The sequence below is a fragment of the Sphingomonas adhaesiva genome (assembly GCF_002374855.1).
GTDB lineage: Bacteria > Pseudomonadota > Alphaproteobacteria > Sphingomonadales > Sphingomonadaceae > Sphingomonas > Sphingomonas adhaesiva.
The window spans coordinates 185869-198948 of sequence record NZ_NWVC01000004.1; the positions used below are offsets into that span (position 1 = coordinate 185869).

Here is a 13080-nt window from a genome sequence, read left to right on the forward strand (position 1 = left end):
ACAAGATCGCCATGTCATCGTACCCGCGCGCCGTTGCGGCGCCGCTCACCGCCCTTCTCCTCCTGTCGGTCGCGCTGCCGGCCCCGGCGCAGCAATCGACGCATCGCGCCGCCGCCGCCGCGGCGGCGCCGTCGATGGCGGGGGTCGATACCGCGCCGTGGCTGTTCAAGGGCTCGGACATTCCGCCCGATCCGGAATGGTCGTTCGGGCGGCTGCCCAACGGGCTGCGCTATGCCGTGCGCCGCAACGGCGTGCCGCCGGGGCAGGTGGCGGTGCGCGTGCGGATCGACGCCGGGTCGCTGTATGAGCGGGACGACGAACAGGGGTTCGCGCACCTGATCGAGCATCTGTCGTTCCGCGGCTCGAAATATGTCCCCGATGGCGAGGCGAAGCGGGTGTGGCAGCGGTTCGGCGCCACCTTCGGTTCGGACTCGAACGCGCAGACGACGCCGACGCAGACCGTCTACAAGCTCGACCTGCCCGGCGCGACCGAGGCGAAGCTGGACGAAAGCCTGCGCATCTTCTCCGGCATGATGGCGCAGCCCGCGATCACCACGGCCGGGCTGGCGGCGGAGCGCCCCGCGGTGCTGGCGGAACAGCGCGAGGCGCCGGGGCCGCAGGTGCGCTACGGCGATGCGATCCGCCAGACCTTCTTCGCCGGGCAGCCGCTGGCCGAACGCTCGCCGATCGGCACGATCAAGACGCTGGAGGCGGCGACCCCGCCCGCGGTGCTGGCGTTCCACCAGCGCTGGTACCGGCCCGAACGCGCGGTCGTCATCATCTCCGGCGATATCGACCCCGCGGTCGCCGCCGCGCTGGTGGTCAAGAATTTCGGCGGGTGGAAGGGCGTCGGCCCCAATCCCGCCGACCCGGACTTCGGCAAGCCGGATGGCAAGGAACCGGCGACCCGCACGATCGCCGAACCCGCGCTGCCGCCGGTCGTGGCGACGGCGGTGCTGCGCCCGTGGATCTATCGCGACGACACGATCATCTTCAACCAGAAGCGGCTGGTCGATTTCCTGGCGATCCGCCTCATCAACCGCCGGCTGGAAACGCGCGCGCGGGCGGGGGGCAGCTTCCTCCAGGCGTCGGTCAGCCTCGACGACGTGTCGCGCTCGGCCAACGGCACCTTCACCAACGTCATCCCGATCGGCGACGATTGGGAAGCCGCGCTGAAGGACGTGCGCGCGGTGATCGCCGACGCCATGGCCTCGCCCCCGACGCAGGGGGAGGTCGACCGCGAACTGGCGGAATTCGACGCCGCGATGAAGAACGAGGTCGCCACCGCGCGGGTGGAGGCGGGCGCCAAGCAGGCCGACGACATGGTCCAGGCGCTCGACATCCGCGAAACCGTCGCGGGGCCGAAGACCAGCTACGATATCCTTCAGAACGCCCGCGCCAAGGGGATGTTCACCCCCGCCGCGATGGTCGAATCGACCAGCCGCCTGTTCAAGGGCGACGCGGCCCGCGCGCTGGTCAACACCCGCACCGCCGATGCGACCGCCGCGGCGAAGCTGGCGACCGCGCTGACCGCCGACGTCTCCGGGCTGGCGGGCAAGCGCGCGCAGCAGGCGGCGGTCGATTTCTCGCGCGTGCCCAAACTGGGCGCACCGGGGAAGGTCGCCGCGCGCAGCACCGTCGGCGATCCCGCGATGGATCAGGTGACGTTCGCCAACGGCGTGCGCGCGCTGGTCTATTCCAACCCCTCCGAAACCGGGCGCGTGTACCTGCGCGTGCGGTTCGGTCGCGGTTATCAGGCGCTGCCCGGCAATCGCCCGACCCCGGCCTGGGCGGGGGAAACCGCGCTGATCGCCAGCGGGATCGGCACGCTCGACCAGGGCGATCTCGACCAGCTGACCACCGGGCGGCGGATGGGGCTGGATTTCGACATTACCGACGATGCCTTCCTGTTCGGCGCGCAGACGACGCCGGGCGACTATGCCGACAATCTGACGCTGATGGCGGCGAAACTGGCCGCGCCGCGCTGGGATGCCGCACCGGTTGCGCGCGCGCGTGCCGCGATGCTGGCGGGCTATCCGGGGTTCGACAGCTCGCCCGACGGCGTGCTGTCGCGCGATCTGGAAGGGTTGCTGCGCGACGGCGATCCGCGCTGGGGCATCCCCCCGCGCGCGCAGGTCGAGGCGCTGAACGCCAAGGATTTCCGCAAGCTGTGGGAACCGCTGCTGGCGACCGGCCCGATCGAGGTCGACGTGTTCGGCGACGTCAAGACCGACGAGGCGATCGCCGCCGTGGCGAAGAGCTTCGGCGCGCTCAAGCCCCGCAAGCCCGATGCCACCGCCCCCGCGCCGGTGCGCTTCCCCGCGCATGTCGACACGCCGGTGATCCGCACGCATGACGGCGACGACAACCAGGCCGCGGCGGTGATCGCCTGGCCGACCGGCGGCGGATCGGCGGACCATGCCGAACAGCGCCGGCTCGACGTGCTGGCGGCGGTGTTCGCCGACCGGCTGTTCGACCGGCTCCGCTCGGTCGCGGGCGCCAGCTATTCGCCCAGCGCGCAAAGCCAGTGGCCGGTCGGCCAGCCCGGCGGCGGCCGCCTGATCGCGATCGGCAAGGTCGCGCCCGACAAGGTGCCGCTGTTCTTCCAGCTCTCGCGCCAGATCGCCGCGGAGCTGGTCGCCACCCCGATCGCCGACGACGAACTGCGTCGCACAGTCGTCCCGATGCTGCAATATATGGCGCGCGCCTCGTCCGGGAACCAGTTCTGGCTGGCGCAGACCTCGGGCGGCACCTTCGACCCCAAGCGGATCGAGGCGACGCAGAGCATCGTCGGCGACATGACCGGCATCACGCCGGCGACATTACAGGAAACCGCCGCCCGCTATCTGCGCCCGGACAAGGACTGGACGATGGCGGTGGTGCCGAAGGGCGCGGCGGCCAAGCAATAGCGCCGCCGCCCCGCGGGATCGCCGATGCCGTGGGTCTACGTCATGACCAACGCCCCCAGCGGGACGCTGTATATCGGCGTTACCGCACATCTGGCGGCGCGGGTCATGCAGCACCGCGAGGGTCGCGGTTCCGGCTTTTGCCGCGAACACGGGCTGACTCGGCTGGTCCATGTCGAGGAACATGCGACCATGCTGGACGCCATCGCCCGCGAAAAGGCGTTGAAGAAGTGGAAGCGGGGCTGGAAACTGAACCTGATCGGCCGCACCAACCCCGACTGGCACGACTTGTGGGATGTCATCAACATGTGACGCGGGCCAGCCATCGACCCTGATGGCAGGATTACCGCTGACGGGGAACGCATACCTACCGCCAACCCCGTCGCCCCTGCGCAGGCAGGGGCCCATGACTGCCGCGTGTCGCGCCCTCGCTGACGCAAACCGGGCGCCGCCGTGTCGACGATCGGTCGCGCCGTCGCTGTCGCACCTCCAGCCGCAACAGCGATAGGCCCCTGCCTCCGCAGGGGCAACGGGGGGTAGAGGCGCGCGCGTCCTGCCCAAACCCTGTCGCCCCTGCGAAGGCAGGGGCCTATCGCTGTAGATTGTCGCGCGCCGGCTCGCCTTCGCAGCGGGCGGCTGTGTCAGTGAGGCATTACGCCCCCCACCCCCATCACCCCCGATGCAACGCGTTCAGCCGCTCCCCGTACACGCCCCGCAGCACATGCCGCCGGATCTTCAGACTCGGCGTCAGCTGTTCGTTCTCGATCGTGAAGGGCGCGTCGGCCATGATCCAGCGGCGGACGCGCTCGATCACCGACAGGTCCTTGTTGGTGCGGTCCACCGCCGCCTGGATCGCGGCGCGGTACGCCGGGTCGTCGGCCAGCGCGGCGTCGTTGGCGCGGCCGTTGGCCTTCGCCCAGTCGGCGGTCCATTCGTCGTCGGGCACCAGCACCGCGACCATGTGCGGCTTGCGGTCGCCCGCGATCATCGCCTGCGCGATCTCGGGCTGGAGCGTCAGCATCCCCTCCACCTTCTGCGGCGCGACATTGTCGCCCTTGTCGTTGATGATGAGGTCCTTCTTGCGGTCGGTGATGCGGATGCGCCCGGCCGCGTCGATCTCGCCGATGTCGCCGGTGTGCAGCCACCCGTCCTTCAGGACGCGCGCGGTCTCCGCCTCGTTGCGCCAATAGCCGTGCATCACCAGTTCGCCGCGCACCAGGATCTCGCCGTCCTCGGCAATCCGCACCTCGGTATCGGTCAGCGGCGGGCCGACCGAATCCATCGTCACCCCCGCGCTGGGGCGGTTGCACGAAATGACCGGCGCCGCCTCCGTCTGGCCATACCCTTGCAGGAAGGTCAGCCCCAGCGACTGGAAGAACAGCCCCACCTCCGGGGTCAACGGCGCCCCGCCCGAAATCATCGCCTTCAGCCGCCCGCCGAACTTCTTCGCGATCTTCGGCTTGAACAGCGTGTCGACCAGCAGCGCCCTGGGCCGGTCGGCCAGCCTGAGGCCGCCGCCCGCGCGCTTCGTGCCCACGTCCAGCGCCGCCGCCAGCAACCGCGCGGACATTCCGCCCTGCCGCTCGATCGCCTTGCTGATCCGCGTGCGCAGCACCTCGAACAGCCGCGGCACGACGAACATGATCGTCGGGCGCACCTCCTCGATATTCGCGGCCAGCTTGTCGATCCCCTCGGCGTAATAGATCTGCCCGCCCATCCCGATCGGGAAATGCTGCCCCCCGGTATGTTCGTAGGCGTGGGACAGCGGCAGGAACGACAGGAACACCTCGTCCCCCCAGCCGAAATCCTCCGCCACCACCGCCGAACAGCCCGCGACATTGTGCAGGATCGCGCCGTGGTGCTGCATCACCCCGCGCGGCGCCCCGCCGGTGCCGCTGGTATAGATGATGCACGCCAGGTCGCCGCGCGCGAAATCGGCCTGCGCGGCGACCTCCGCCGCCGTCGCGTGGTTGCCCGCGATCAGCGCGTGCCAGTCATGGACCTCGACCGGCACCTGTCCCAGCCGCATCGGCTCGATCCCGATCAGCATCTGCGGCCGGATCGACCGCAGGATCGCGGGCAGCAGCGTGCGCGCCAGCTTCGCGGTCGATACGATCACCGCCTTGGCGCCCGAATTCTCGATGATGTGCGCGTGGTCGCGTTCGGTATTGGTGGTATAGGTGGGGACGGTGACGCAGCCCGCCGCCATGATCGCCAGATCGGCCAGGCACCATTCCGGGCGGTTTTCGCTGACCAGCATCACGCGGTCGCCGCGCTCCAGCCCGATCGCCCTCAGCGCCGTCGCCAGCCGCGCGACCGTCTCGGCCGCCGCGCGCCAGCTGATCGGCTGCCACGCGCCGTCATGCTTGTGCCACAGGAACGGGGCGTCGCCCTTCTCCTGCGCGCGGGTGAAGAACATCGTGACCAGATTGGGGAAATGTTCGAGCCTGCGCATCGCCTCTCCTCGCGGCCCTGTTCCCGGGCCGTCGCATGTCGTCGGTCGTCGTCGTTACTGTTGCAGCGAATTGCCCGGGCTGCGCGGGTCGGCCGCGCCGATCCAGCGGCCGTCGGGCAGCCGTTCGGCGGCATTGGCCTTCAGCCCCAGTCTGCCCAGCGTGACATGCTGGCCGCGCGCCTCCAGCGGCGCCTTCATCGCCTCCAGCGTGGTGCCCTGTTCCAGCACCAGCCCGTCCTTGTCGAAGAAGACGAGGCCCAGCGCGATCGCGTCCTGCGCCGACAGGCCCCAGTCGAAATGCGCGATCAGCGCCTTGGCGATCTGCATGATGATCGTGCGCCCGCCCGCCGCGCCGATCGCGAAGACCGGCTTGCCGCTGCGGTCGTAGACGATCGTCGGCGACATGCTCGACATCGGGCGCTTGCCGGGCTGGACGCGGTTGGCGACCAGGGCGCCGTCGGGGCCGACCGGCGCATGGCTGAAATCGGTCAGTTCGTTGTTGAGGACATAGCCGTTGGCGGTCAGCTGGCTGCCGAACGCGCTTTCGACGGTGTTGGTCCAGCTGACGATATCGCCCGCGGTGTCGACCGCGACGAAATGCGTGGTGCCGCCCAGCTCGCCCGGCGCGGCCGGGGTGCGCTTGGGCGCGCCCGGCGGAATCCCCGGCTCGTACCGGCCGCGCGCCTTCGTGACGGAGATCAGCGCCGAGCGCCGCTTCAGGTAATCGCGGTCCAGCAGCCCGGCGACCGGCACGTCGACGAAATCGCGGTCCGCCTCGTACAGGTCGCGGTCGGCATAGGCCAGGCGCATCGCCTCGCCGATCACCTGCCACGATCGCGCGTCGTCCTTGCCCCAGCTGGCCAGCGGGAAGCGTTCGACCATCGTCAGGATCTGCAGCACGCTCAGCCCGCCCGACGACGGCGGCCCCATGCCGCACACCGTCCAGCTGCGATACGGGCCGCACACGCCGGGGCGATCCTTCGCGACATAGCCCGCCAGGTCGGCTTCGGTCAGCGGCACCGGGTTCTTCGGCGCGTTGGTGACCGCGTCGGCGACCGCTCTGGCGTTGTCGCCGGCATAGAACGCCTGCGGCCCCTCCGCGGCGATGCGGCGCAGGATCGCGGCCATCGCGGGGTTGCGGAACGTCTCCCCCTCCGCCAGCGGGCGGCCGTCGCGCCAGTAGAGCGCGCGCATCGCCGGGAAATCCTTCCACACCGGCGCCACCTGCTTCAGCGCGCCGGCCAGCCGCGCGTTCACGACGAAGCCATCGTCGGCCAGCTTGATCGCGGGCGCGAACAGCGCCGCCCACGGCAGCTTGCCCCATTTGGCGTGCGCGCGCTCGGCCAGCCGCAGCGATCCGGGGACGCCCACCGAATAGCCGCCCGGCCAGATCTCGATGAACGGGCGCGGCTTGCCGTCGGCGCCCAGGAACCGGTCGGGCCGCGCGGCGGCGGGCGCCATCTCGCGCCCGTCGATCGTGTCCAGCGCGCCGGTGGCGCCGCCGTGGTGGACGATGAACCCGCCCCCGCCGATCCCGCTCGACTGCGGCTCGACGACGTTCAGCGCCAGCAGCATCGCGATCGCGGCGTCGGTGGCGCTGCCGCCCTGCCGCAATATCTCCTGCCCGGCGGCGGTCGCACGCGGATCGGCGGCGGATACGACACCCTGCGCCGCGGCGGGGGTGGCGGTCGCCGGGGCGACGGGCAGGGGGGCCAGGAACAGCGCGGCGGCGATCAGCTTCTTCATCGCCGCCGACCCTATCGCCGCGCCGCCGCCGCGCAACCCGTAACGTCCGGCATGGCCCCGTGCCCGCGGGCTATGCCCCCACCGCCGCGCGCGCCGCCGGTTTCCCGCCAGCCCCCTCTCTGCAAAACACGCTCCGCCCTCCGCACACCCTCCGTCACCCCGGACGTGTTCCGGGGTCCACCGTTGCGCATGATCGCCGGCCCGTCGCTATGCCCCCACCGCTTCCGCGACGCTCGCAAAGCCGTCGCGCGCCAGCAGCGCGGCCAGTTCGGCGACGATCCGCCGCGGCAGGCCCGGCCCGTCGTAGACCAGCGCGGTATAGACCTGCACCAGGCTGGCCCCCGCGCGGATGCGGGCATAGGCCTCCGCCCCGCTGTCGATCCCGCCGACCGCGATCAGCGGCACCGCCGTGCCGGTCGCGCGGCGCATGTCGGCCAGCCGCGCGCGCGCCAGATCGCGCAGCGGCGCGCCCGACAGCCCGCCGGTCTCGCCCGCGTCGCGCGCGGACAGCGGCGGGCGCGACACGGTGGTGTTGCCCATCACCAGCGCATCGACCCGCGCGTCGATCGCGGCGCGCGCGACGCCGTCGATCATCCCGGCGTCCAGATCGGGCGCGACCTTCAGGAACAATGGCGTGGCGCCGCGCGCGGCCATGCACGCCGCCAGCAGCTCCGCCAGCGCCGCGCCCTGCTGCAGGTCGCGCAGGCCCGGGGTGTTGGGGGAACTGACGTTGATCGTGATGTAATCGGCGACCGGCGCGGCGGCGGTGACGCCCGCGACATAATCGGCGACGCGGTCGGTCGCATCCTTGTTCGCACCGACGTTGATGCCCAGCACCCCGGTGCGCCTCGCGGCGCGCGCGCGGGCGATCCCCGCCGCCAGCCCGCCGTTGTTGAACCCCATTCGGTTGATGACCGCGCGATCCTCGACCAGCCGGAACAGCCGCGGCTTGGGGTTGCCCGGCTGCGCGCGCGGGGTCAGCGTGCCGACCTCCACCGATCCGAAGCCGAGCGCGAACAGCCCGGCGATCGCGCGCGCATCCTTGTCCAGCCCCGCCGCCAGCCCGACCGGATTGGGAAAGTCGATCCCCGCCACCCGCGTCGGCAGCGCCGGGGCAGGCGGCGCCATCGGCGTTCCCGCCGTGCCCCACGCCGCCAGCGCGCGGATCGCGGCGACATGCGCGGTTTCGGGATCGATCGCGTGGATGGCACGTTGCAACAAGGACGGCATGAAAAACCTTTCGGATGATGCGTGCGCGGCGTCAATCGCGCAAAATTGTAAGAATTCTCGGGGTATCTGTCGTATCCATCCAATAATTCGCGTCGGTGATCCGGGTAAGTCCGGCGTGCGACCCGAAGGGCTTCCGGTGGGAAACCCTTTAGACTTGAAAGGCTCGGCCATCGGCCGGGCCTTTTTTTCGTGCGCGCTGCGGCGCGCGGCCGGCACGCGGTTGATTTCGCGCCGGCGAGCGACCATCTGGCAATCGGAACGAATCGGTCTGATTTGAGAGCGGTTCGCAACAGGTGCCCGCGAAGCCATGCGTTTGTCCAGTCTCACCGATTATGCCGTCGTGCTGCTGAGCGCCGCCGCGCGGCATTGCGGCGGGCTGGCGCGGATGAACGCGACGCGGCTGGCGGAGGAAACCGGCGTACCGCTGCCCACCGCGCAGAAACTGGTCAGCCGGCTTGCCGCGGCGGGGCTGATCGACAGCACGCGCGGCACCGGCGGCGGCATCCGCCTGTCGCGTCCGCCCGCGACGATCACGCTGGCGGACATCATCGAGGCGGTCGAAGGGCCGATCGCGATGACCGCCTGCGTCGATGCGGGCCACCATGACTGCGGCATCGCGGGCAATTGCCGCGTGAAGCCGCACTGGAATGCGGTCAACCGGGCGGTGCGCGGCGCGCTCGCCGGGGTGACGCTGGCGACGCTGGCCGCGGAAGCGGCCGCGCCCGAGATGATGAAGGTCGAGGCTTAAGATGGCGACGAAGAACGCAGAGGCCCATGCGGCGGTCGCGAAGAAGTACGAATGGGGCTTCGCCACCGAGGTGGAGCAGGACTTCGCACCCAAGGGGCTGAGCGAGGATACCGTCCGCTATATCTCCGCTAAGAAGAACGAGCCGGAATGGATGCTCGACTGGCGGCTGAAGGCGTTCCGCCTGTGGCAGACGCTGGAGGCGCCCGACTGGGCCAAGCTCAACGTCCCCCCGATCGACTATCAGGACGCCTATTACTACGCCGAGCCGAAGGCGAAAAAGACGATCGCCTCGCTGGACGAGCTCGATCCCGAAATCCGCCGCACCTACGAAAAGCTCGGCATCCCGATCGCCGAACAGGAAGTGCTCGCCGGGGTGGAGGGTGCGCGCCGCGTGGCGGTGGACGCGGTGTTCGACAGCGTCAGCGTCGCCACCACCTTCCGCAAGGAACTGGAGGCCGCCGGCGTCATCTTCCGCTCGATCAGCGAGGCGATCCGCGAATATCCCGACCTGGTCCGCAAATGGCTGGGCAAGGTGGTGCCGCAGCGCGACAATTACTTCGCGACGCTCAATTGCGCGGTCTTTTCGGACGGCACGTTCGTCTACGTGCCCAAGGGCGTGCGCTGCCCGATGGAGCTGAGCACCTATTTCCGCATCAATGCCGAGAATACCGGCCAGTTCGAGCGCACGCTGATCGTCGCCGACGAGGGCAGCTACGTCAGCTATCTGGAGGGCTGCACCGCGCCAATGCGCGATGAAAACCAGCTCCACGCCGCGGTCGTCGAACTGGTCGCGCTGGACGATGCCGAGATCAAATATTCGACCGTCCAGAACTGGTATCCCGGCGACGAGAACGGCGTCGGCGGCATCTACAATTTCGTCACCAAACGCGCGCTCTGTCAGGGCCGGAACAGCAAGGTGTCGTGGACGCAGGTCGAAACCGGCAGCGCGATCACCTGGAAATATCCGTCGTGCGTGCTGGCGGGCGACGGCTCGGTCGGTGAATTCTACTCGGTGGCAGTCACCAACAACCGCCAGCAGGCCGATACCGGCACGAAAATGATCCACCTGGGCAAGAACACCAAATCGACGATCGTGTCGAAGGGGATCAGCGCCGGTCGCTCCGACAACACCTATCGCGGCCTCGTCCGCGTCGCGGCAACCGCGGAGAACGTCCGCAACTTCACGCAATGCGACAGCCTGCTGCTGTCCGACCAGTGCGGCGCGCACACCGTGCCGTATATCGAGGTGAAGAACCCCAGCGCGCAGATCGAGCATGAGGCGACCACCAGCAAGATCAGCGAGGACCAGCTCTTCTACGCGATGTCGCGCGGTCTCGATGCGGAGGCGGCGGTCGCGCTGATCGTCAACGGCTTCGCGCGCGAGGTGCTGCAGCAACTCCCGATGGAGTTTGCGGTCGAGGCGCAGAAGCTGCTGGGGATTTCGCTGGAGGGGAGCGTTGGCTGACGATCCGCTTTCGTGGTTGCAGGATTTCTACGCTACCCTCTGTGACGGTGATTGGGAGCACTCGTATGGTTGCGACATCGGCAACATCGACAACCCTGGTTGGATGTTGAAGTTCGATTTCACCGACACCGAGTACGAGACGGCCACATTTGGCTGCGTCAGAATAGAACGCAGCGAAACGGATTGGTTGGATTGCCGGAAGGAGGGCGCGATTTTTGCCAGCGCCGGCGGGGTGAAGAACCTGTGGGAAATGATCTCGATGTTGCGTCAGTTTGTCGAGGCGGCGCCAGCTGCCAACGGTCAGGATTAAGAATGCTCAAGATTGAAAACCTGCACGCCGAAATTGACGGCAAGGAAATCCTCAAGGGTCTCTCGCTCGAGGTGAACGCGGGCGAGATCCACGCGATCATGGGGCCGAACGGCGCGGGCAAGTCGACGCTCGGCTATGTCCTGGGCGGCCGCCCCGGTTATGAGGTGACCGCAGGGTCCATCCGCTTCCTGCCTCCGTGCTCCGGCGAAGGCCGGAGCGGTGGCGAGCGCGAGGCTGACGACGACCACGGCTCCGGCCTGCGCCGGAGCACGGCGGACGGCTGGATCGACCTCCTCGACCTCGAACCGCACGAGCGCGCCGCCGCCGGTGTCTTCCTCGGCTTCCAGTATCCGGTCGAAATCCCCGGCGTGTCGAACGTCCAGTTCCTGCGCGAAAGCCTCAACGCGCAGCGCGCGCAGCGCGGCGAGAAGCCGCTGTCGGGCGCGGAGTTCCTGAAGCTCGCCCGCGCACAGGCCGATGCGCTGGGCCTCCAGCAGGACATGCTCAAGCGCCCGGTCAACGTCGGTTTCTCGGGCGGCGAGAAGAAGCGCAACGAAATGGTGCAGATGGGCATCATCGACCCGGCCTTCGCGATCCTCGACGAAACCGACTCCGGCCTCGACATCGACGCGCTGCGCATCGTCGGCGACGGCATTAACCGCATCATGCGCCGCCCGGACAAGGCGGTGCTGCTCATCACCCATTACCAGCGGCTGCTCGATTACGTGAAGCCGGATCGCGTCCACGTGCTGGCCGACGGCCGCATCACCCGCTCGGGCGGCCCCGAACTGGCGTTGCAGCTGGAACGCGAGGGCTACGTCGGCGTCGGGGCCGAGGTGGCGGCGTGATGACGGTCACGCGACGCCGCGACGACGCGAAGAACGTTGTTCGCGCAGAGACGCAGAGGCGCAGAGAGGGATCGCGCGCGGCAGCGCGCCCTCATCATCGCGACGGAGATGTCGAAGGGCCGCTGTCGCGGCAGTCTCCCACCTCTCTGCGTCTCTGCGTCTCTGCGCGATATCCCCTTCTTCGTCGCGCCGTCGCGTCTTCGCGTGCACAAACCCCGCGGAGCGCCGCATGACCGACGTCCTCGACCTGCCCTCCACCCGCCAGGAAGCATGGCGCTGGGCCGATACCGGCGGGATAGCCGCCGCCGCCGCGCTCGCGCCGGTCGCGCCGGCGAAGGCCGATTTCCTCGACCTGCCCGGCGCCAGGCTGCTGTTCGTCGACGGCGTGCTGGATGACGCCGCCAGCGACCTGCACCGCGTCCGCATCGGCGACCTGACCCCCGGCGACCATCCGCTGGGCGCGCGCGCGACGCACGGCTGGTCGCTCCACCTCGATGCCGGGGCGGTCGCCGATCCGGTACAGATCGTCCACGTCGCGACCGGCGGGCAGAACCATGTCGCGGCCGAGATCGTGCTCGCCGCCGACACGTCGGCGCAGCTGGTCGAAACCTTCGTCGGCGCGGGCTGGTCGAACCGCCACACGCGTATCCGGCTGGGCCATGCCGCGCGGCTGATGCGCGCGGTGCGGATGACGCAGGACGCCGGCTTCGTCTCGCTGCGCGACGATGCGGAACTGGGGGAGGGCGCCAGCTATGTCGCGACCGTGCTGGGCGCGGGCGATCAGGGCGCACGCGTCGATGCCGCGATCACGCTGGCCGGGGCGGGCGGCTACGCCGAGTTCGGCGGCGCGCTGCTGACCCGCGACGCGACGAAGCAGGAATGCGCCGTCCGCGTCCGCCACGCCGCCCCCAACGGCCAGTCGCACCAATTGTGGCGCGCGGTCGCCGCCGACACGTCGCAGGCCAGCCTTGCCGCCGCGGTCGAGGTGGCGCGCCATGCGCAGAAGACCGATGGCGAACAGTCGCTGCGCGGGCTGCTGCTGCAACGCACCGCGACGGTGAACCTGAAGCCCGAGCTGGAGATCTTCGCCGACGACGTGAAATGCGCGCATGGCGCGACGGTCGGCGAGCTGGATGCGCGCGCGCTCTTCTACATGGCCAGCCGCGGTATCCCCGCGCCGCGCGCCAAGGCGCTGCTGACCCGCGCCTTCGTCGCCGACGCGCTCGACCGGATCGCGGACGATACGGTGCGCGACGCCTTCGCCGCCGATGCCGACGCCTGGCTGGAGCGCGCGTTATGACGCGGCTGTCCTACACCGCCCGATCGGCCGATGGTGCGGCCATGACCACGAATGTCGAGTCTTCCGCGATAC

General features: G+C 69.7%; 10 protein-coding genes. 7 read left to right on the forward strand and 3 right to left on the reverse strand.

Features of this window, described 5'->3' with window-relative positions; genetic code table 11:
* Nucleotides 1-11 precede the first annotated feature (11 nt).
* Nucleotides 12-2909, forward strand: coding sequence for a M16 family metallopeptidase (locus tag COA07_RS10550; protein ID WP_066711739.1), 2898 nt, complete (start codon nucleotides 12-14; stop codon nucleotides 2907-2909).
* 24 nt (nucleotides 2910-2933) lie between these two features.
* A complete protein-coding gene (locus tag COA07_RS10555) occupies nucleotides 2934-3218 on the forward strand; it encodes a GIY-YIG nuclease family protein (RefSeq protein ID WP_066711738.1) in 285 nt (94 codons plus the stop codon).
* Nucleotides 3219-3576: 358 nt separating this feature from the next.
* Here the strand turns inward: COA07_RS10555 and COA07_RS10560 are convergent, their stop codons facing one another.
* The 3 genes from COA07_RS10560 to COA07_RS10570 form a co-directional block, all read right to left on the reverse strand.
* Complete coding sequence (locus tag COA07_RS10560; protein ID WP_066711737.1) at nucleotides 3577-5361, reverse strand: AMP-dependent synthetase/ligase; 1785 nt, start codon at nucleotides 5359-5361, stop codon at nucleotides 3577-3579.
* A 54-nt stretch (nucleotides 5362-5415) separates the two neighbouring features.
* Complete coding sequence (ggt, locus tag COA07_RS10565; protein WP_096641007.1) at nucleotides 5416-7107, reverse strand: gamma-glutamyltransferase; 1692 nt, start codon at nucleotides 7105-7107, stop codon at nucleotides 5416-5418.
* A 207-nt stretch (nucleotides 7108-7314) separates the two neighbouring features.
* The gene (locus tag COA07_RS10570) at nucleotides 7315-8337 is read right to left on the reverse strand and encodes a quinone-dependent dihydroorotate dehydrogenase (RefSeq protein WP_096640963.1); all 1023 of its coding nucleotides are present in this window, start codon (nucleotides 8335-8337) and stop codon (nucleotides 7315-7317) included.
* A 307-nt stretch (nucleotides 8338-8644) separates the two neighbouring features.
* Between COA07_RS10570 and COA07_RS10575 the strand changes: the two genes are divergently transcribed.
* The 5 genes from COA07_RS10575 to COA07_RS10595 all read left to right on the forward strand — a co-directional run bounded on the left by COA07_RS10575 (nucleotide 8645) and on the right by COA07_RS10595 (nucleotide 13008).
* The gene (locus tag COA07_RS10575) at nucleotides 8645-9085 is read left to right on the forward strand and encodes an SUF system Fe-S cluster assembly regulator (protein WP_066708485.1); all 441 of its coding nucleotides are present in this window, start codon (nucleotides 8645-8647) and stop codon (nucleotides 9083-9085) included.
* Between the two features lies 1 nt (nucleotide 9086).
* Nucleotides 9087-10550 carry a Fe-S cluster assembly protein SufB gene (gene sufB / locus COA07_RS10580; RefSeq protein WP_066708482.1) on the forward strand — a complete coding sequence of 488 codons (1464 nt, stop codon included), beginning with the start codon at nucleotides 9087-9089 and terminating at the stop codon, nucleotides 10548-10550.
* Nucleotides 10543-10860 (forward strand): immunity 53 family protein, encoded by a 318-nt coding sequence (locus COA07_RS10585; protein WP_169803501.1) that lies wholly within the window; start codon nucleotides 10543-10545, stop codon nucleotides 10858-10860. The genes sufB and COA07_RS10585 overlap by 8 nt, the downstream gene beginning before the upstream one ends.
* A 2-nt stretch (nucleotides 10861-10862) precedes the next feature.
* Entirely contained in the window at nucleotides 10863-11708 is an 846-nt protein-coding gene (gene sufC / locus COA07_RS10590; protein WP_066708476.1) for a Fe-S cluster assembly ATPase SufC, read from the forward strand.
* Between the two features lie 229 nt (nucleotides 11709-11937).
* Nucleotides 11938-13008, forward strand: coding sequence for a SufD family Fe-S cluster assembly protein (locus tag COA07_RS10595; RefSeq protein WP_066708473.1), 1071 nt, complete (start codon nucleotides 11938-11940; stop codon nucleotides 13006-13008).
* Nucleotides 13009-13080 lie beyond the last annotated feature (72 nt).

Bases quoted from the DNA above. Each gene is read 5' to 3' on its own strand.
- COA07_RS10550 (WP_066711739.1), top strand. From the start codon at position 12: ATGTCATCGTACCCGCGCGCCGTTGCGGCGCCGCTCACCGCCCTTCTC.
- COA07_RS10555 (WP_066711738.1), top strand. From the start codon at position 2,934: ATGCCGTGGGTCTACGTCATGACCAACGCCCCCAGCGGGACGCTGTAT.
- COA07_RS10560 (WP_066711737.1), bottom strand. From the start codon at position 5,361: ATGCGCAGGCTCGAACATTTCCCCAATCTGGTCACGATGTTCTTCACC.
- ggt (WP_096641007.1), bottom strand. From the start codon at position 7,107: ATGAAGAAGCTGATCGCCGCCGCGCTGTTCCTGGCCCCCCTGCCCGTC.
- COA07_RS10570 (WP_096640963.1), bottom strand. From the start codon at position 8,337: ATGCCGTCCTTGTTGCAACGTGCCATCCACGCGATCGATCCCGAAACC.
- COA07_RS10575 (WP_066708485.1), top strand. From the start codon at position 8,645: ATGCGTTTGTCCAGTCTCACCGATTATGCCGTCGTGCTGCTGAGCGCC.
- sufB (WP_066708482.1), top strand. From the start codon at position 9,087: ATGGCGACGAAGAACGCAGAGGCCCATGCGGCGGTCGCGAAGAAGTAC.
- sufC (WP_066708476.1), top strand. From the start codon at position 10,863: ATGCTCAAGATTGAAAACCTGCACGCCGAAATTGACGGCAAGGAAATC.
- COA07_RS10595 (WP_066708473.1), top strand. From the start codon at position 11,938: ATGACCGACGTCCTCGACCTGCCCTCCACCCGCCAGGAAGCATGGCGC.